Origin of the sequence: Hominibacterium faecale (genome assembly GCF_020734085.1) — a bacterium.
Classification (GTDB): domain Bacteria; phylum Bacillota; class Clostridia; order Peptostreptococcales; family Anaerovoracaceae; genus Hominibacterium; species Hominibacterium faecale.
The window spans coordinates 200,138-218,808 of sequence record NZ_JAJAGH010000003.1 but is presented as its reverse complement, the minus strand read 5'-3'; the positions used below and the strand labels follow the sequence as shown (position 1 = coordinate 218,808).

At 44.7% G+C, this 18,671-nt stretch carries 17 protein-coding genes and 1 CRISPR repeat array; of the genes, 7 read left to right on the top strand and 10 right to left on the bottom strand.

The genetic code is table 11. The features are described 5' to 3' along the window. Positions 1-20: 20 nt before the first annotated feature. The gene (locus LG211_RS03825; RefSeq protein ID WP_148396589.1) at positions 21-1,013 is read right to left on the bottom strand and encodes a sensor histidine kinase; all 993 of its coding nucleotides are present in this window, start codon (positions 1,011-1,013) and stop codon (positions 21-23) included. Beyond that, positions 1,010-1,684, bottom strand: a complete 675-nt coding sequence (locus LG211_RS03820) for a response regulator transcription factor (RefSeq protein ID WP_148396590.1) — start codon at positions 1,682-1,684, stop codon at positions 1,010-1,012. The genes LG211_RS03825 and LG211_RS03820 overlap by 4 nt, the downstream gene beginning before the upstream one ends. A 135-nt stretch (positions 1,685-1,819) precedes the next feature. Between LG211_RS03820 and LG211_RS03815 the strand changes: the two genes are divergently transcribed. From LG211_RS03815 to LG211_RS03795, 5 genes are all read left to right on the top strand, one after another. Continuing rightward, positions 1,820-3,259 carry an extracellular solute-binding protein gene (locus LG211_RS03815; RefSeq protein ID WP_148396591.1) on the top strand — a complete coding sequence of 480 codons (1,440 nt, stop codon included), beginning with the start codon at positions 1,820-1,822 and terminating at the stop codon, positions 3,257-3,259. Between the two features lie 13 nt (positions 3,260-3,272). Then, on the top strand, positions 3,273-6,296 hold the full coding sequence (locus LG211_RS20020; protein ID WP_148396592.1) for an EAL domain-containing protein: 3,024 nt from the start codon (positions 3,273-3,275) through the stop codon (positions 6,294-6,296). Between the two features lie 80 nt (positions 6,297-6,376). After that, on the top strand, positions 6,377-6,640 hold the full coding sequence (locus tag LG211_RS03805) for a spore coat associated protein CotJA (protein ID WP_227754978.1): 264 nt from the start codon (positions 6,377-6,379) through the stop codon (positions 6,638-6,640). Beyond that, positions 6,637-6,891, top strand: coding sequence for a spore coat protein CotJB (locus tag LG211_RS03800; protein ID WP_148396593.1), 255 nt, complete (start codon positions 6,637-6,639; stop codon positions 6,889-6,891). Before LG211_RS03805 ends, LG211_RS03800 begins: the two co-directional genes overlap by 4 nt. 3 nt (positions 6,892-6,894) lie before the next feature. Then, positions 6,895-7,491: a manganese catalase family protein gene (locus LG211_RS03795; protein ID WP_148396594.1), complete on the top strand. Its 597-nt coding sequence runs from the start codon at positions 6,895-6,897 to the stop codon at positions 7,489-7,491. A 296-nt stretch (positions 7,492-7,787) separates the two neighbouring features. Here LG211_RS03795 and LG211_RS03790 read toward each other — a convergent pair whose 3' ends face one another. From LG211_RS03790 to LG211_RS03775, 4 genes are all read right to left on the bottom strand, one after another. Beyond that, positions 7,788-8,678, bottom strand: a complete 891-nt coding sequence (locus LG211_RS03790) for a sensor histidine kinase (RefSeq protein WP_269477021.1) — start codon at positions 8,676-8,678, stop codon at positions 7,788-7,790. Between the two features lie 11 nt (positions 8,679-8,689). Next, positions 8,690-9,511, bottom strand: a complete 822-nt coding sequence (locus LG211_RS03785; RefSeq protein ID WP_148396596.1) for an ABC transporter permease — start codon at positions 9,509-9,511, stop codon at positions 8,690-8,692. Further along, positions 9,504-10,418: an ABC transporter ATP-binding protein gene (locus LG211_RS03780; protein ID WP_148396597.1), complete on the bottom strand. Its 915-nt coding sequence runs from the start codon at positions 10,416-10,418 to the stop codon at positions 9,504-9,506. The genes LG211_RS03785 and LG211_RS03780 overlap by 8 nt, the downstream gene beginning before the upstream one ends. Before the next feature lie 90 nt (positions 10,419-10,508). Then, positions 10,509-11,174 carry a response regulator transcription factor gene (locus LG211_RS03775; protein WP_253019404.1) on the bottom strand — a complete coding sequence of 222 codons (666 nt, stop codon included), beginning with the start codon at positions 11,172-11,174 and terminating at the stop codon, positions 10,509-10,511. Between the two features lie 199 nt (positions 11,175-11,373). Between LG211_RS03775 and LG211_RS03770 the strand changes: the two genes are divergently transcribed. After that, entirely contained in the window at positions 11,374-12,252 is an 879-nt protein-coding gene (locus tag LG211_RS03770; RefSeq protein WP_269477020.1) for an AraC family transcriptional regulator, read from the top strand. On the opposite strand, the gene LG211_RS03765 is transcribed toward LG211_RS03770, so the two are convergent. Together LG211_RS03765 and LG211_RS03760 are read right to left on the bottom strand one after the other, a co-directional pair. Beyond that, positions 12,249-12,413, bottom strand: coding sequence for a hypothetical protein (locus LG211_RS03765; protein ID WP_227754922.1), 165 nt, complete (start codon positions 12,411-12,413; stop codon positions 12,249-12,251). The two genes, LG211_RS03770 and LG211_RS03765, sit on opposite strands and share 4 nt — an antisense overlap. A 68-nt stretch (positions 12,414-12,481) precedes the next feature. Further along, positions 12,482-13,219, bottom strand: coding sequence for a hypothetical protein (locus LG211_RS03760; RefSeq protein WP_227754921.1), 738 nt, complete (start codon positions 13,217-13,219; stop codon positions 12,482-12,484). Positions 13,220-13,457: 238 nt separating this feature from the next. Here LG211_RS03760 and LG211_RS03755 point away from each other — a divergent pair, with 238 nt between their 5' ends. Beyond that, positions 13,458-14,687, top strand: a complete 1,230-nt coding sequence (locus tag LG211_RS03755) for a MalY/PatB family protein (RefSeq protein ID WP_269477019.1) — start codon at positions 13,458-13,460, stop codon at positions 14,685-14,687. Between the two features lie 494 nt (positions 14,688-15,181). Beyond that, positions 15,182-16,373: a CRISPR direct-repeat array (repeat unit 34 nt; unit sequence ATTTCAATCCACGCACCCCATACAGGGATGCGAC). 368 nt (positions 16,374-16,741) lie between these two features. Here LG211_RS03755 and LG211_RS03750 read toward each other — a convergent pair. Together LG211_RS03750 and LG211_RS03745 are read right to left on the bottom strand one after the other, a co-directional pair. Continuing rightward, the gene (locus LG211_RS03750) at positions 16,742-17,002 is read right to left on the bottom strand and encodes a hypothetical protein (RefSeq protein WP_148396602.1); all 261 of its coding nucleotides are present in this window, start codon (positions 17,000-17,002) and stop codon (positions 16,742-16,744) included. Next, positions 16,986-18,263: a DNA polymerase Y family protein gene (locus LG211_RS03745; RefSeq protein ID WP_227754919.1), complete on the bottom strand. Its 1,278-nt coding sequence runs from the start codon at positions 18,261-18,263 to the stop codon at positions 16,986-16,988. Before LG211_RS03745 ends, LG211_RS03750 begins: the two co-directional genes overlap by 17 nt. Positions 18,264-18,671: the final 408 nt, after the last annotated feature.

The following is an 18,671-nucleotide window of genomic DNA, read 5'->3' as shown; positions in this document are numbered from 1 at the left end:
TTTGCCCTTTTAATCTTACATTATTGAAAGGTTTGCCGATGAAGATCGAGAATCATCGTTGTGCCCTGCCCCTGCTGGGAGCGGACGGCAATGCCGTGGGACAATTTGTCCATGATCGACTTGCACAGATACAGCCCTTGGCCCGTCGATTTTCCGAAAACCCGCCCGTTGTGGCCTGTGAAGCCTTTTTCAAAGACCCGTGGAAGATCTTCGGCAGGGATGCCCGGCCCAGTGTCGCCGATCATCAGACAGTCGCCTTCCATATAGATGGACACCGTTCCTCTCTCCTGGGTATATTTGAGAGAATTGACGAAAATCTGGCCCAGCACGACAGACAGCCACTTTTCATCAGTGATCGCCGTATAACCGGTTTCCGTAAAGTCAACGCTGATTTTCTTGCTGATAAACATCCTGGCATATTTTTTTAGGGTCCTGCGAATCAGATCATCCAGCGATACTTGTTCGAAAACCAGGTCGGAAGACATGTCGGGAAGGCGGATATAGGACATGGCCGTATTTACATATTCTTCGATGTTGAACAGCTCTGCCGAAAGCTCCCGGTCTTCGGGATGCCTGTCCTCGTTTTTATTCTGCAAAATCATGCCCATGGCCGCGATGGGAGTTTTGATCTGATGGGCCCACAAGGTGAAATAGTCCACCAACTCCTTACGCCCCAGATAGGACCGGGATTCCGACTCCCGTTTCTGCCGATGAAGCTCGCGGATGATTTCCGTGTAATCTTCATCGATCATGTTTCTCGGTTCAGGCAGATAGTCGATCTGGGAGTCAATGGGTTCGATCAGCCGCCGAAGCTCTCTGTGGTGCCTTTGAAAACGGGCGAAATCATAGGAAACGATAAAGAAAGCAGTCAAAAGGCAGAGGAGTCCCGCATATAAAATGATATCCAAAGGGACATTGCTGAGAAAAAAAACCAGCATAAAGATCAGCAGACAGCTGGCAAACAAGATCACAGATTTTTTATGAAATTTGAGATAGTCCCCAATCAGTTTCATGACTCCACCACGTATCCGATGCCTTTCTTTGTTTTAATAAAGTCGCTCAGTCCTGCTTCAGACAGCTTTCTCCGCAGACGGGTCATATTGACAGTAAGTGTATTGTCATCTACAAAGCTGTCGTCTTCCCATAAAGCGGTTATGATATCGTCCCTTGATACAATCTTTCCTACGTTTGCCATCAGGGTTTGCAGAATTCGATATTCGTTTTTCGTCAGTTCGATCTTCTGATCCTGGTATGCCAGCGTGGCATCGCTCAGGTTGAGGACCGCCCCTTTATGTTCGATCAAATTGGTCTGTTCTTTGAAAGAATAAGTCCTTCGCAGCAGTGCCTGTACTTTGGCAGTGATCACGTTGAGATCGAACGGCTTGGTGATAAAATCATCGCCCCCCATATTCAAGGCCATAACAATATTCATATTATCATCCGCAGAGGATATGAAGATAATCGGCACCTTGGATATGGCCCGTATTTCTGAGCACCAATGATGGCCGTTAAAAAACGGCAGCCCGATATCCATCAGTACGATCTGCGGATCAAAAGTAATAAAGGTTTCTAAAACGTTCTGGAAATCTTCTATCGTTTCTACTGCGTATCCCCATTTTTCCAAATGCTCTTTCAGTACTCTAGCGATCGTTTTATCATCTTCAACAATCAATATTTTATACATTTCAGCCCCCTAGTCGTTGGTTTGTCCTAATTCTATCACATTATTCGTAGACTTGGGAACCATTTCTGCGGTTGTCCTGCTCTTTAAAATGTGATATCTTTAGAAGATAAACAGAAAAACAGGGAGGGTTTTCCAATGAAGAAATCAATCATCGCTCTTATTTTAACGTTAGCATTCGCATTACTGCTCGCTTCCTGCACTGCCGAAGGAACAAAAACAGCCAACCTTGATCCAAATAACCCTACGACGATTACGGTTTGGCACTACTATAACGGAGATCAACAGAGCTCATTCAACAGCCTGATTGAAAAATTCAACCAGACGCAGGGCAAAGAAAAAGGAATTGTTGTGGAAGCATCCAGTCAGGGAGCCGTAAAGGATTTGGAAGACAACGTTCTTGCGGCGGCAGATGGAAAAGTGGGTGCCGGCGATGTTCCAAATATCTTTGCCGCCTATTCGGATACGGCCTATGCTGTCGACCGCAAGGGGCTTGTAGCGGATCTCTCCCCTTATTTTTCTAAAAAAGAATTGGATCAATACATAGATAGCTATATTGAAGAAGGCCGTTTTTCAGACGATCATTCATTGAAAATTTTCCCTATTGCCAAGTCTACGGAAATCTTTATGATCAACAAAACAGATTGGGATAAATTTGCCAAGGCAACCGGAGCGGATATCTCCGATCTGAAAACGCTGGAGGGCTTAACAGCAACGGCTAAGGCCTATTATGAATGGACCGACAGCCAGACTCCAAAGGCTGGTGATGGAAAAGCCTTTTTCGGCCGCGATGCGATGGCCAACTATTTTATTATCGGTGCAAAACAGCTGGGAGTTGAAGTTTTTTCTCTTAAAGACGGCAAGCCGGTTCTCAATTTTGATAAGGATGTCATGAAAAAACTATGGGATAATTACTATGTTCCTTATGTAAAGGGATATTTTTCTGCATCCGGCCGATTCCGGAGCGATGACATTAAAACTGGCAATATTATCTCCTTCGTAGGCTCCTCTTCCGGTGCTTCTTTCTTCCCCAAGGAAGTTATCGCTGATGATAACAACAGTTATCCGATCGACATGGAGGTTTATCAGGCACCCCAATTTAAAGGCGGAGAGAAATATGCCGTGCAGCAAGGAGCGGGTATGGTTGTAACCAACGCTTCCGATGAAGAAATCTATGCATCCGTAGAATTTTTAAAATGGTTTACAAACACGGAAAACAATGTTGAGTTTTCCCTGGCATCCGGCTACTTGCCTGTAACTAAGGATGGAAATGATCGGGACGCGCTCAATTTATCTGATGAAACGGACAAAAAAACAGTAGCCATCGTTTCCACAGCCATCGAAACTGTGGAAAATAGCACGCTGTACACGACGAAAGCCTTTAAAGATGGGACTCAGGCGCGGGATATACTGGAGTATTCCCTTTCTGATAAAGCCTCTGCCGATCGTAAGACTGTGGAAGCTAATCTAAAAAAGGGTATGAGCCTGGATGAGGCCGCCGCTGATTTTGATAACGATGAAAATTTTAAAAATTGGTATACGAAGACTTTGAACGAACTGGAACAATTGATGCAATAGAGGAGGCTGCTTTGTGGTCACAAAGACGTTCAGCAAAATCAGAAATACAGAGTCTCCCTTGGTAAAACGGCTTATTATTCCAATGGGGGTTCTTGTCATATTGGAGATTCTACTGCTGGTAGGCAGCATCTTTGCAGGAGGATTGACTTCCAGTCTGGATCAAAATGCCAAAGATATCCTTCAGCAAAAAGTTGCCAGCAGGGCTACCTATCTACAGAACGAAATGGTGGAAAGCTGGTCTAATGTCGGGCTCACAGTAGAAAGCGTTAACGCGAAAGCACAGGCTTTGGACAAGAAAGGGACAATTGACCTTTCAAAAATCGACGACAGTTCAGAACAGTCAGCTCCTCTTCTGGATGCGGTGGCGGACGATCTGATTTCGATGATGCGTACTAATCATGTGACTGGAGCTTTCATTATTCTTAATACGGAGGATTTGTCTAAAGCATCATCTGGCAAAAAACCCGGACTATATTTTCGTGACTTGGATCCAGTATCCGCGACTTCCATCAATAATGGTGATCTGCTGCTCAAGTGCGCTCCGATCTCTTTAGTTAATAAACTGGCGATCCCCACAGACAGCGATTGGAAACCGCAATTTGACTTTACCGAAACCAGCTATCATCATGCTGCCTTTTTTTATAAACCTTATCAAAACGCTCTGGTAAGCGACAGCGATATCTCTGTATCTGATCTCGGGTACTGGAGCCTTCCTTTTGTTCCCAGCTCGGACATGGACGGGCATAGCGTTATTAGTTATTCAGTACCCTTACGTCTTTCCGACGGCACTGTCTACGGTGTTTTAGGGGCTGATATCACACTGGATTATCTTCAAAAGCAGCTGCCTTACGATGAGCTCACGGCTGATAAACAGGGCGCCTATCTCCTAGCGCTTCGAAAAGGGACATCGTTTCAATTTACAGATCTTTTTGTCAACGGACCTGTTTATTCTCAAGCTACTCAGGATATCAGCGATCCCGATATCCGTAAAGCCGATGACAGCAATCTCTCCTATTTCCTCGATACCGGGAAACAGGGCGGGACGTTTTATTGTGCCATAAATCCTCTTAACCTTTATAATACTAATACGGCTTTTTCCAATGACCAATGGGTTTTAATCGGATCTGTTAAAACATCGGATTTGTTCTCTGCATCCCATAACGTAAAATTCATTCTCACCGTAGCGATTATCATTACCCTACTGTTGGGAATCGGCGGCAGTATTTTGATCAGTTATTTGATCGCACGGCCGATTACTTCCCTTTCCCACGAGATGGACGTTATTGATCCTCAAAAACCAATTTCGCTCATGAGAACCAACATTCGCGAAATCGATCAGCTCAGCACTTCTATCGAGCAGCTGAGCCGCGATATGATCGATTCAAGTAATAAGTTTACGCAAATCCTTACGATGGCCAGCGTTCGCCTTGCTGGGTTTGATATCAATGTTACCAGCAACACAATCTATATCACAAGTCATTTCTTCGATTTGTTTAATATGCCTAATATTGATACGGAGGGTCTCTCTATTCTGGAATTCCAGAATTGCATGAAACAGTGTGAGCCTTATATTAATAAAGATTCCGGAAACCAGGTATTTCTCTATGAGATTCCTACCAATTCCGGTACCTCGTATATTCAGCTGAAATATATAAATGCCGGTAACCATCACATCGGCCTGGCAGAGGATATCACCCACTCCATCCTGGAGCGCAGGCTGATTGAGCATGAACGCGATCATGATCTTTTGACGGGTTTGATCAACCGGCGCGCGTTCCACAGAGAAATGAACCGTCTCTTTACCAGGGATTCTCACCTTCTCAAAACAGCGGCTATGGTGATGATGGATTTGGATAACTTAAAATATACCAACGATACGTATGGACACGATTGCGGAGATAAGTACATAAAGAGTGCTGCCGAGTGTTTTGTCTCTGCAGTGCCTTCGGGAACGATTATTTCCCGCATATCAGGAGACGAATTTTACTTGTTTTTTTACGGGTACAGTCATAAAAAAGAAATCTATCAGGCCTTTGATACTATGAAAAAGACCATTGACAGTTCGCAGTTCATGCTGCCGGATGGGCAGATAACAAAAATTCGTGTTACTGGCGGTATCGCCTGGTATCCGAAAGATAGCACCTCTTATGAAGAGTTGATTCGCTATGCGGACTTTGCCATGTACAAGACCAAACGCGCGTCAAAGGGACATTTCAGCGATTTTGATATCGGTGATTACAACGAGGCAGCTTATATGATGCAGAGCAAAACTGAATTAAATGAAATCCTGACCAAAGGGCTGATCGAATATCATTTCCAACCCATCGTCTCCACTACTACTGGAGAAATCTTTGCTTATGAAGCTCTGATGCGGGCCAATATGCCCACTCTGCGCAGTCCAAATGAAATACTGTCTGTTGCCAAAGAGGAGGGAAAGCTCTCTCAGATTGAAAGTCTGACCGTTTATAAGTCCTTTGAAGCTTTTGCCGGTCATATGCGTTCAGGGAGCATCGGTTCAAACTGCAAGCTGTTCTTTAACTCGCTGCCTAACCAGGGACTCTCTCCTGCTGATATCAAACAAGTAGAAACTTTATATGCCGACTATTTGCCTTTGGTTGTTTTTGAGATAACAGAGGAAGAACATCTCAGTAAAAAGCTGCAAACTGAAAAATCTAAGTTTATTCAGAAATGGGGCTGCGGCCTTGCTCTGGACGATTATGGCAGCGGCTATAATAGTGAAAAAGCATTGCTCGATCTTTCCCCTGATTATATCAAGGTCGATATGAATATTATTCGCTCGATTGACCAGGATACTAATAAACAGGAGATCGTTCATCACATCGTTTCGTATGGCCACGAACGGAACATGAAAATCATTGCAGAAGGAATTGAAAGCCCAGAAGAGGCTGACACAGTAATCCGCCTTGGCGTTGATTATCTGCAAGGCTATTATCTGGCAAAACCGGCCCTGCTTCCGCCCAAGCCGGATCCATCGGTTCTAAAGCTGATTACTTCAATCAGCCCTCATCGTCCATAGCGCGATTTTTATGATTGATTAACAAAACAGATTCCTCTTTCATAGTATGAACTATACTAAAAAGAAAGGGGAATCTTATTTTGTGTGGTAACAAAGAACCTTATGTAGGTATGCCGATATATTTAGATGACTGCGACTGCGATGATATCATGGACGATATCCTTGGCGGCAGCCCGCAGGAACCGCCGTGCATGACCGGACGCGATTTCGAAAACTGGCCGGTAGCCATGGCCTATGTTCCGATGCAGCCGTGGGAGGAAACCTACGAACCTGCTAAAGCACTGCAGGCAGGAACTATTTTTCCAAGTCTTGACCTGCCTTTTTTAGGAGGTAAAAGACGATGAGCAGAAGAACTGAAATGCTGAAAAAGGTCCAGCAGCTGAATTTCGTCATGATTGACGTCGGCCTTTATTTGAACAATCAGCCTGACAGTCCGGCAGCCCTGGCCCTCTTCAATAAGTATCAGGCACTGCATGCACAGGCAAAGAAGGAATATGAGGAGGCCTACGGACCTCTGACTTATAACGGTATCAATGCGGAAAAAGACGGATGGTCCTGGATCCAGAAGCCATGGCCATGGGAAGTGGAGGATTAGTTTATGTGGACGTATGAAAAGAAATTGGAATATCCAATCAACATTAAGAATCCGAATCCCGCGCTGGCAAAATTTATTATTAGTCAGGTTGGCGGACCGGATGGCGAGCTTGCTGCTTCGCAAAGATATCTGTCTCAGCGTTACTCCATGCCATTTAACGAAGCCATTGCAACGTTAACGGATGTAGGTACCGAAGAACTGGCACACCTTGAGATGGTCAGCACAATCATTCATCAGCTGACCAGAAACATGACAATTGAGCAGATCAAAGAAGCCGGATTTGAAACGTATTTCGTAGATCATACAGCCGGAGTATATCCGCAGGCTGCAGCCGGTTTCCCATTTGACGCCCTCTCGTTTGCATCCAAAGGCGATGCGATTACGGACTTGGTAGAGGATATGGCTGCTGAACAGAAAGCCAGAACGACTTATGACAATATTTTAAGAATGGTAGACGATCCTGACGTTATCGATCCGATCCGCTACCTGAGAGAGCGTGAGGTCGTTCATTTCCAGCGATTTGGAGAGTCGCTGAGAGTGGTTCAGGATAATTTGGACTGCAAGAACTTTTATGCCTTTAATCCTGAATTTGACAAATAGTCTATTATCAACCATTTAAGTAATTTAATCGAGTAGGGGAGCGACTAACTCCCTTCTCTCATAGCACCAGAAATATGGTGCGCGTATCTGGCACTTTTAATAGTTGACGTAAACAGACTGATAAGCTGTGGCTAATTTAAAAGCCGCTTCTTATCAGTCTTTCTATTATCTTCACTAAATTGGCAGCTGCTATGTGTATTACAAACCAGTAATCACTCCGTTATTCACCCCTGGTGCCCTAAATCGTTCGATGCACCCAGTTTAAGCAGAATGCAAAACTCTATGTTACCTTTTTTCTATTTTGGAAAAAAGATAAAAATATTCAATATATTATCTTGATACGCGGCACGAATACTCCCGTTCATTTGTTCTGTAAGCATTTTGGCGATCGCAAGCCCCAAGCCGGTAGATTTATTGGCGGTTTCTACTGTATAAAACCGATCAAACATCTTCCCTACTTGAATTTCGTCCAGAGCTGACGCATGATTGGAAAATACCAGTTCCCCAGTCTCCTGCAAAACAATTTGCAGATCTCCGTCGCTGTATTTAATAGCATTGCTAACGATATTTCCAAAAATGCGAGACAAGGCATTTTTATTAAGAGTCCGTCTCACCTTCTGCTTTGGCATCGAAATCTGTGGACAGATTTGGCAGCCCTTCAATGCAGCATAATAAACACTTACGCTCTCTTCCAGCACATCGTTCAACGCGATTTCTTCGCAGGCCATATCATCAAAAGCAGAGGCTGCGATGGAATAGCGAAAAAGTTCCTCTGTCAATTGCTTCAAAACCTGCGTTCGGTTTTCAATGACATCTAGATAGCGGGCGGCCGCATCCGTTGTTTCTTCCCGTTTCAAAAGCTCCAGATAGCCGCAGATGGCTGTAAGGGGTGTTCTCAGATCGTGGGAAATATTTGTAATCGCTTCCTTCAGCTCCAAGTCGCCCTGCTGAAAACGAAGCCTGTCTTTTCGCAGCTGGCGAAGCTGGTCATTCATACTGTCCGCCAGCTGGCGCAAAGCCTTATCCCTGCTGGATAGATCGATGAGCGTGTTGGTTTCCGTCATGAGCCTGTCTGCGAACGCTTCTCTAATTTCCTTTGCCGATTTGCGCAGCAAATAGATTTTAATGACCAGACATAGGATGATCAATGCAAGCAGCCCGATCAGGGCCCATAACCAAAGTTCCATAATCAGCTCCTCTATTTAATATCCTTTTTCCGAAAAACAAAAATCCCAGCACTTGTCGTTATTATCAAAATAGCCAGTGAGTAAAGCGGCATCCGCCATAGGTGAATAGCAGTTAAACTCATATACTGCAAGGCTTGTCCGGTTGGTATAATATCCAGGATCGTCTCATAAACCGTCCGTTTTGTTCCCGATAAATAGTTTGGATTGGGGACTTCTTCGCTGCTCACCACACTGGAGTCAGCACCCATTTCATACCCTGGATAGCTCGCAGGCTCATCAAGCGCATTGGCGATATAGGTCGCTGCAAAGATAAGCACAAAGATTCCAACCACTGCCGCTACAGCAGCAAATGCCTTGTTTTGAACCAACATGGATATCAGGGTAAAAACAGCTGCCAGTGCGGCAATCATGATCAAACTTCCGGTAAACATCAGCAAAAATGTCTTAATATCTATGGTCAACGAGCCAAACAGCGGAAATCCCAATGCTACGGCCGGGATCAGCCATGCCAGCATCATAAGCAGATTAGCCACGATGCATACGATTAAATTGGACAGATAAATGCTTCCTCTTGGATGACCAACTATCAGTTTGTTGCGTATAGTTCCGTCGCTGTACTCCGTCCCCAGATACAGGCTGCAAAAAATTGCTGAAACAATACTAACAAACATGGTATATCCAAAGAAAAAATTATCAACTGCCACTGAACCGGCTGAATCTTGATAATTTTTAATCAGAATGATTACGCAGAACACAAACAAGAACGCTATTCCCAGCCAAAAAACTTTATCCTTTTTCAAACGCGCCAAATTGGCCGCCATCAATTTATTCATGCTCCCCGCCTCCCATCAAATTCATGTAATAGCTCTCCAAGCTTGCCTCCCGCTGATCGATCGAACGCACTTCACAATGCTCTTCAGCCAAAGCCAAGGTCAGATCCGTAATATGAATCTTATCAAATACATCCGCTTGCTGATCGGAAAGGATCTGATATTTGATATTCATGCGGTCCAGTATCCGCGCCAGCGCTTTTACATCCGTAACTTCTAAACGGGTACATTTCCTGCAGGCGGATTCCAATTCCCCGGCGCTGATTTCCTTCACCATACGTCCGTTGTCAATAAAACCGTAATGCGTCGCCAGACGGGACAACTCATCCAGTATATGGCTGGATATGAGCACGGTTATCTGCCGCTTGCGGTTCAGCTCAATGATCAATTCCCGCATTTCTATAATTCCCTGCGGATCCAGCCCATTAGCCGGCTCATCCAGAACTAAGAAATCCGGATCACCGGCCAGAGCGATGGCAATCCCCAGTCTTTGACGCATACCAAGGGAAAAGTTTTTGGCCTTCTTTTTTCCAGTTCTATCCAAACCAACCAGCTCCAGCAGTTCCGGAATACCCGCAAAAGACGGCAGACCTAAAATCTGATATTGCTCCTTCAGGTTGTCTTCCGCCGTCATATCCAAATAAATTGACGGCATTTCCACGACAGCCCCCATCCTTCTTCTGGATTTCTTAATGTCTTCGTCATCATTTCCAATCCCATACAGCTGATATGTTCCTGCTGTCGGTTCCTGAAGCCCGCAGATTAATCGAATCAGCGTTGTCTTACCTGCGCCGTTTTTTCCGACAAAACCGTAAATCGCCCCCTTAGGAACGTGCATTGTGCACCCATCCAGCGCCTTAAAATGTCCGTAATGTTTGCTCAATGCGTTGGCGGTCAAAATATAATCCATAAACACAAACCTCCTTTTCTTTAATACGGACATTTTAAACCGGAAAGGTTAAGAAAGCGGTTAAGAAAAAAGTTAAGAAATCGTAAAGATTTAATCTTCTTTCATTTTAAAGCCGATTCCCCAAACTGCTTCGATATAATCTTTTTTCCCGGCGTCCCGCAGCTTTTTTCTTAAATTGCTCATATGTACCTTTAAAGAGCTTTCCATGCAATCCATGGTGTCTTCACTGATCCGGTCCAGCATGGAGGACTTGGTGATTACCTGGGACGGATTGCTCATCAAAAGCTTTAAGATCGCATATTCGGTCTTAGTCAGCTTGACCGGGCGCTCGCTCACATGCACGGTATGGCTTTGCGTGTTCATCCTGATATCGTCAAAAGTCAAAATCTCCGCAGCCGCTGGTGATTCATTCCATCTAAACTGAACGGCAATTCTCGCCAAAAGTTCTTTTGTGTCAAAGGGTTTGGTTACATAATCCGCGGCTCCCCCAAGCAGCAGCTTGACCTTGTCGTCCACATCCACTTTGGCGCTGACCACAATCACAGGAATACCCTTGATCTTCGTCAGCACTTCATCGCCGCTGATTCCCGGAAGCATCAGGTCGAGAAGGATTAGGTCCGGCTTTTGGGACTCAAGTACGAGCAGCGCTTCCGTACCGGAATACGCCCTGGATATTCCGTACCCTTCCCCTCGCAAAACTTCTTCGAGCATATTTCCAATATTTACATCGTCGTCAATGATCAAAATCTCTTTCATTAAAATTCCCCCCGGATCGTATTTTCCAATATATTTAGTATACCATCAAACGTTACTGCCAACAAAATTTTTATGTAATGGTAAGTATGTTTGTAAAAAATCTGTTAAAATAAGAGTCTCACCTCTCAAAATCGGGCATCAATTGAGAGGAACCCTGGGTAGATTCATGATAAGCTGTTTTTACAGAAAAGGAGATCACATGGACTGGCTGAAACGAATGAACGAAGCACTTGAATATATTGAAAACAATCTGAATGGGAAGATAAATTACGGGCTCTTGGCGCAGAAAGCGTGCTGCTCCTCTTATCACTTCCAGCGGATGTTTTCATACATGGCAGAGGTACCGCTGTCCGAATATATCCGCCGCAGACGGCTGACGAAAGCTGCTTACGATCTGCAGAACACAGAGGATAAGGTCATCGATATCGCCTTCAAGTACAGTTATGATTCGCCGACGTCTTTTACACGGGCTTTTCAAAAGCTGCACGGCATTACGCCGGCCGCTGCCCGCAAGCAGGGCGCCTCGCTGAAAGCCTACCCGCCGATCACTTTTCAAGTATCTATTAAGGGAGCAACTGTTATGAATTACAAAATTGAAGAAAAAGAAGCGTTTCGGATTGTTGGTTTTAAACTTTCCACCACTTTAAAGGACGATGCTTGCTATCGGGAGATTCCTTCGTTCTGGAAGGAGCTCGCGATGAGCGGGAAGATCGGGGCACTGGGGCCCAAGATCAACAAGGAGCCCTTTGGAATGCTTGGTCTTAGCGTTTGTCCTGATCCGTTTTCCAATGACAGCAACTTTGATTTCGATTATTATATTGCCGCGCCGACCGATCAGGCTGTCTCAGAAGGGACGGAAGAATTCATCGTGCCTGCGGCTGCTTGGGCAATCTTTGAATGCATAGGCCCCATGCCAGGTGCAATTCAGGAAATGCAAAAGCGCATTGCCACTGAATGGCTTCCAAGTTCCGGATACGAATACGGCAGCGCGCCGGATATCGAGGTCTACTATGATGAAGATGGAACAAAGGCGGACACTCGCAGCGAAGTCTGGATTCCGGTTGTAAAAAAAGACTAATGCACTTGTTTATAGGCATCTCCGGCTGATGATCGATACCCCTCGGCAGCGCTGTGCTTAATGGAAATGATCATGTAAATGCCTTCTGAAAGAGAAACGACGATTAACATCATCAAAAAACATCTGCACAGCAGATGTTTTTTGATCCTGATTCTTTCCATAAACACATACCTGATGCCAGAGGAAGTTATAATCAGATTAGGAATATTTGTATGGATCGGTCAATCGATTATACAAGCTTATAGGAAGCCGTATCAAACGCTTCATGCTCACCCAATTTGTCCAAAGTGCGGTTATAATAGCTTTTCATCCATCGATATTTCATCATGATATTAGATGGATATTCTTTGATTTCCTCCTGTCGGAGAAACCCTTTGATATGTTTCAGACTATTGATCAGCGCCTCGAAATGTTCCGCATCCTGATGGTAAAAAAACTTAAAATAGTCATATAAGTAATCATACGACAGTAAGCCGTCCTCATCTTGATGAAATCGTTTGGGATATAGTTCCTGGTCACAGACACCGCAAGTCTTTAGACAAGCGTTCAAAGTCTCTTCTTTCGTAACAATCCTCGGGTATACCGCGCTTTCTTCTAATAAATAAGCTTCTACTAGTGCTGGGCCAAAGACAATATTATTTTCATGAAACAAGGATCCGCAAGTAAGCGCCCCACGAAACAAAATTTTATCCTCCAATAAGATATGACTGATTACCGCCATGGTCCTGATGATTTTTCCAAAGGCTGCTTTTTTACAAGGAACAGATACTACAATGCTATCCGAAAAAGACGTAAATCGCATATCCTTCAAATGCATACTCGGCAAATCGAACTGATTTAGCTGGTTCACGCTCCCTAATATGGTTGCAAAAGCGGAAATGTTGTTTTCATCGTGAACAAATTCCTTAAAACCTAAAATATCGATAAAGCATACGATTGACTTTTTATATTTCGTCTTTTTTTCCAAAAACAAAAGCACCTCCTCTACATGTAAAACCAATCATTCCTTGGCATATGCTACGTTTAATTGAATCTATTATATCGCAATCAGAATCCGTTTCCTAGGGTTACTTTGGCAACATTTACAAAGATATTCAACTGGCAATGCAGCGAGTCTATTGACGAAAAAAGCAAAACCAATTATTCTTATCCTGTGGCATACGTGTAAAATGCAGCACAACGATGAAAATAAGGAGGTTTCAATCATGAAATACGATTTTGATAAGCCGATAGACCGTACGGGCACTCATTCAGTGAAATGCGACGCAATGCCTTCGGGCGTACCGCAGGACGCGTTGTCCCTGTGGGTAGCGGATATGGATCTGCCCTGTGCGCAGCCGATTCTCGATGCCCTTCATCAACGAATTGACCGCAAAATCTTTGGCTATACCCTTTACGAAAACGACGAATTAAAAGATGCTGTTACCGGTTGGTATCAGCGGCATTTCGGCTGGATCATCGATAAAAGCGATCTTTTTTACAGCCCTGGTGTGGTTCCTGCCATCGCTTTTCTTATCAATTGTCTGACTGAAGAGGCAGACGGCATCATTATTCAGCGGCCTGTCTATTATCCATTCACCGACACCATTGAGGCAAACAGCCGCAAAGTTGTCAACAGCCCCCTGCTCCGCAGCGGAAACACGTATGTAATGGATTTCGCTGATCTTGATGAAAAATTTGCTGAGGAAAAGAACAAAGGTATGATCCTATGCAGCCCCCATAATCCTGTGGGCCGCGTTTGGACCGAGGATGAGCTTTGCAAGGTTGTGGAAATCGCTAAGAAATATGACAAGTGGATTATTTCCGACGAAATTCATTCCGACCTCACCAGAAGCAATATTGTCCACACGCCTCTTCTAAAACTGGCGCCGGAATACAGCCACCGTATTATTGCCTGCACGGCCCCCAGCAAAACGTTCAATCTGGCCGGAATACAGTTCAGCAATATTATCATTCCCAATAAAGAATACCAGGAAAAGTGGAATCATTTCGTTTCCAACCGTTTTTCTCTTGGATTCTGCAACCCCTTTGGGCTGACAGCCATTCTCGCCGCCTATACCCAGGGTGACGATTGGCTCACCCAGGTCAAAGCATACATTGACAGCAATATTCAGTATATCGAAGCTTTTGTGGCTGAGCATCTTCCAAAAGCCCAAGTGATCGATTGCCAAGCTACTTATCTGGTTTGGATCGACCTTCGCGGCTATTGCTCGGATGCCAAACAGCTGAAAACGTTAATGCAAAAGGAGGCCGGGCTGGCTTTTGATGAAGGATATATCTTTGGCGAAGAAGGCGCAGGCTATGAACGAATTAACGTGGCCGCCCCCAGATGTATCATCGAAGAGTGCATGAATCGCATGAAGAACGCCATCGAGCATTACGAAAAGACAGGTCTTCCCGATCCGATCAAGAAAAAACTGCCATTGCATAAATAAATCTTTGTTCACATCTCATATAGCCGTTGTAAAAGTATGCGGTCCTCATTGATCTGCCATCGTGCTACGGAATGATGGCAGATATTTTTCAAATCTACCAATCGGTTTTATTTCATTCGCCCTGCTGTCCTGATCTGACTACCGCGGAGCAGCGGTATATTGCAATTGGTGCTTATTTAATGAATAGAGAAAAACCACACTGTTATGGTGCTATGAACCTTTATATTCCAGTCTGGTATTTATTTAATAAAGCGCTGCTTCATCCACATCCTCGCAGCTACGCACATTTAAATTCCAATCTGGTACTTATTTAATCAAAAGATTTCTCACCAAAACCTTCAGCATTAACAACTTTAAATTCCAATCTGGTATGGAATCAGCAATAACTGATCGAAGGATTGAATGTCTCGGCGACATTACAGCGTCCTCATATAGGATGCAGCAAAAAGGACCGATAAGTGGGTCATTTCGGGGTTTCCTTGTGGAAAAAGGCGATTTCAATCTACGCACTCCATACAGGGATGCGACAAAGCTCACAGCAAGGAAGAAGCAAGAAAGATTGTAATTTCAATCCACGCACCCCATACAGGGATGCGACAACATGTGTCACGTACCGTCCGGCGTTGTAGGTGATTTCAATCCACGCACCCCATACAGGGATGCGACAAATCGCCCTTTTGAAAGATGGGACAGCAGTAGGATTTCAATCCACGCACCCCATACAGGGATGCGACTTTATTCCCTCCTTTTATGCATACTGGTTAGACCATTTCAATCCACGCACCCCATACAGGGATGCGACATCGCCAAGTATAAGGACGGCAAGCATGCTGGTATTTCAATCCACGCACCCCATACAGGGATGCGACTTCTTCCGCCCCGCAGTAATATTTGTTCGTTTGTATTTCAATCCACGCACCCCATACAGGGATGCGACGAAATGTGATGACGATAATTTTACTGCTGTGCAGATTTCAATCCACGCACCCCATACAGGGATGCGACAGACAGCAACAACGGTTATACCTGGGATTGGGATATTTCAATCCACGCACCCCATACAGGGATGCGACTGTTTGTCTTCTGGCAATGTATCCAAAAGGCTTATATTTCAATCCACGCACCCCATACAGGGATGCGACAAGAGTGGTGTTGGTAATGGCGTTGCATTTAACGTATTTCAATCCACGCACCCCATACAGGGATGCGACTCGGACATAGGGAGCCAACGGAAGAGGACAAACGATTTCAATCCACGCACCCCATACAGGGATGCGACATAGACAGTGGACCGCCATCTTGAAAGACTTCAAAATTTCAATCCACGCACCCCATACAGGGATGCGACTTAGTAATAATTAGTATTATGAGGGAGCGAAATCATTTCAATCCACGCACCCCATACAGGGATGCGACGTTGAAATCAAAGTAGCAGATCAGCCTCAAAAAGATTTCAATCCACGCACCCCATACAGGGATGCGACTCCGGCTGATATCAGAATGCTGATCGATAGGTTATTTCAATCCACGCACCCCATACAGGGATGCGACGACCTCAAAGCTATTCCCTAAATTGTGTTTTTCATTTCAATCCACGCACCCCATACAGGGATGCGACCCCATTTTTGCGCCACCTCCTTGATATACTCCTCATTTCAATCCACGCACCCCATACAGGGATGCGACTGCAAACCTATTAAAAAAAATCCCTATTTTTGATCACTAGTTTGCTATTCACCTGCTAGTGTTTGTGCCATACTCTTAATTCGTCCTACGTTTATGACCAAAGCCAGTCTTTTATTGGTGCGAAAGATCCGGAGATTCTATGTGTGCTTACCTTTCGCACCAGAATAAAGAAAAGCCGCTTTCTCCTCCCAATCAGGATCCTCTTCCCTGATTATATCAAGAATACGAGCCATAATCATTATAATTTCAAATTTTATTTTCTCCTTACCATCCTTACTCACTATAATATTTTCATTTTTCTAAAAAGGAGATCAGATTATCCTATTTTTATTCCCGGGACCCGAATGCTTTGACTTTCGCCTTTGCCGTCATATCTTATACAACTGCCACTGACAATTCGTCACTGTATATTTCAACTCATAGCGAGTCTCTTTTCCTCTGATGACACTCTGACAGGCATAGATAATGGTTTCAATTCCCGCTATTTTCGATTTGTGCGCATACAAAATCCGATCCACCTTGACCGTTACCATCTCGCCGTCCTCTTCCATTTTAAATTTATAAGGGATTGGCTTCTGATCCGGCCAGAATACGGCAATCATCCGAATTTTCTTAGCAACGATCTTCATGGCCGTAACCTCCCATCGTCAAATAATTTCCATCATTGATTCCCCCTTGCACCGGATCGATGGCACTCCCTGCGAAGCAGCCCCTGATGATGCTTCGGGTACCAAACCGGGTGCGTATTTTATCCACTGCTTGCTCCAGCTCTTCCTGCCGCATCTGATCCACAGGATCAAAAAAGCTCAGCTGCACCTCCTCTTCATCTATAAAATTGGATACCCTTACCCCGATCTGCCGGATCGGTTCTCCCGTCCAAATTTCGTCCACCAGTTGGGATGCGATCCTGTATATTTCACTCGTTGTATTGATGTATCCCTGCATCTGCACCTGATGTCTGCGGGAAAAAAAGCTGCTGCTCTTTAGGGTAACGCAAACCAGTGAGGCCCGCTTTTTCAGCTGTCTTAAACGCATGCCCACCCTTTCACATAAAGACAACAATTCCTGCAGCAGCTCTTCTCTTTTTTCCGCATCAAACGGAAGCGTGAGGCTATTGCTGATTCCCTTTTGCAAAATATCTTCATTGATGAAAATCGGCTCTGAATCAATGCCATTGGCATAATCGCAAATTAAAGCGCCATGGCTTTTAAGCACGCCTCTGAGCAGATCCCGATCTGCATTGGCCAGTTCTCCAACGGTATAAATATTCATTTTGTGAAGCTTTTTTTCCGTAGCCCGGCCGACCATAAACAACTCCCTTACTGGCAGCGGCCACAGCTTTTGTTTGATTTCATGGGGCCATAGGGTTATGACCTTGTTGGGTTTTTCCAGCTCTCCGGCCATTTTCGCACACAGCTTGTTTTGTCCGATGCCGATGTTTACGGTAAATCCCAATTCTTTTTCAATCCGGCCTTTTATGTGAGAGGCCCACTTTACCGGATTTTCAACGACCTGCGCAGAGCCCGTGCAGTCCATAAAACATTCATCGATGCTATATCTTTGCACCAATGGCGTATACTGGCGGAGAATTCGATACAGGGCATCGCTGCACAACAAATAGAGATCGTAGTCCGCCGGGAAGATAGAAACATTTGGGCATTTCCCCTTTGCTTCCATCAAACTTTCGCCGGTCCGTATGCCGCAGGCTTTTGCTTTCTGGGATTTTGCCAAAATGATACCATGCCTGTTTTCAGGATCACCTGCTATTACTGCGGGAATCGTTCTAATATCCGTCTTATAACCTTGTTCCAGCATCGCTGCCGCAGTCCAGCTTAAATAAGCGCTGTTGGCATCCACATGAAAGACAACCACTTTTTTCACCTCCTCCATCTGTCTTCATTGTACCGAACATATGTTCTTTTTTCAACTGGTAACTATTTGTATTTTTTGAAAACAGTTTTCGGCCTGCGATGCATCTGTGCAGAGCCAGGCACCAGTACCTCTTGCCGGGCTGGGCATCCGGCATCCAATGATCATGGACCTGACTGCTGCGTGACCTGGTATCCGAAAAATTTCTAAAAGTTTTCGTAATTTTTACGCAAAGTTATGGGATTGCGGGGCTTCATGTTTGAGAAAAATGGCGCTTGCCTTCCGGCGAACAAGTTTGAGAGGTCCCAATCGTTGAAAACTGCGTAAATTCCGTATATTTTTTTCAATTTTTTCGCAAAACACTTTACTCCCCTTTTTCGTAAAAACCTTATTCCCCTCAAACCGACATCTTCCCCCGCTGCCCCCAAA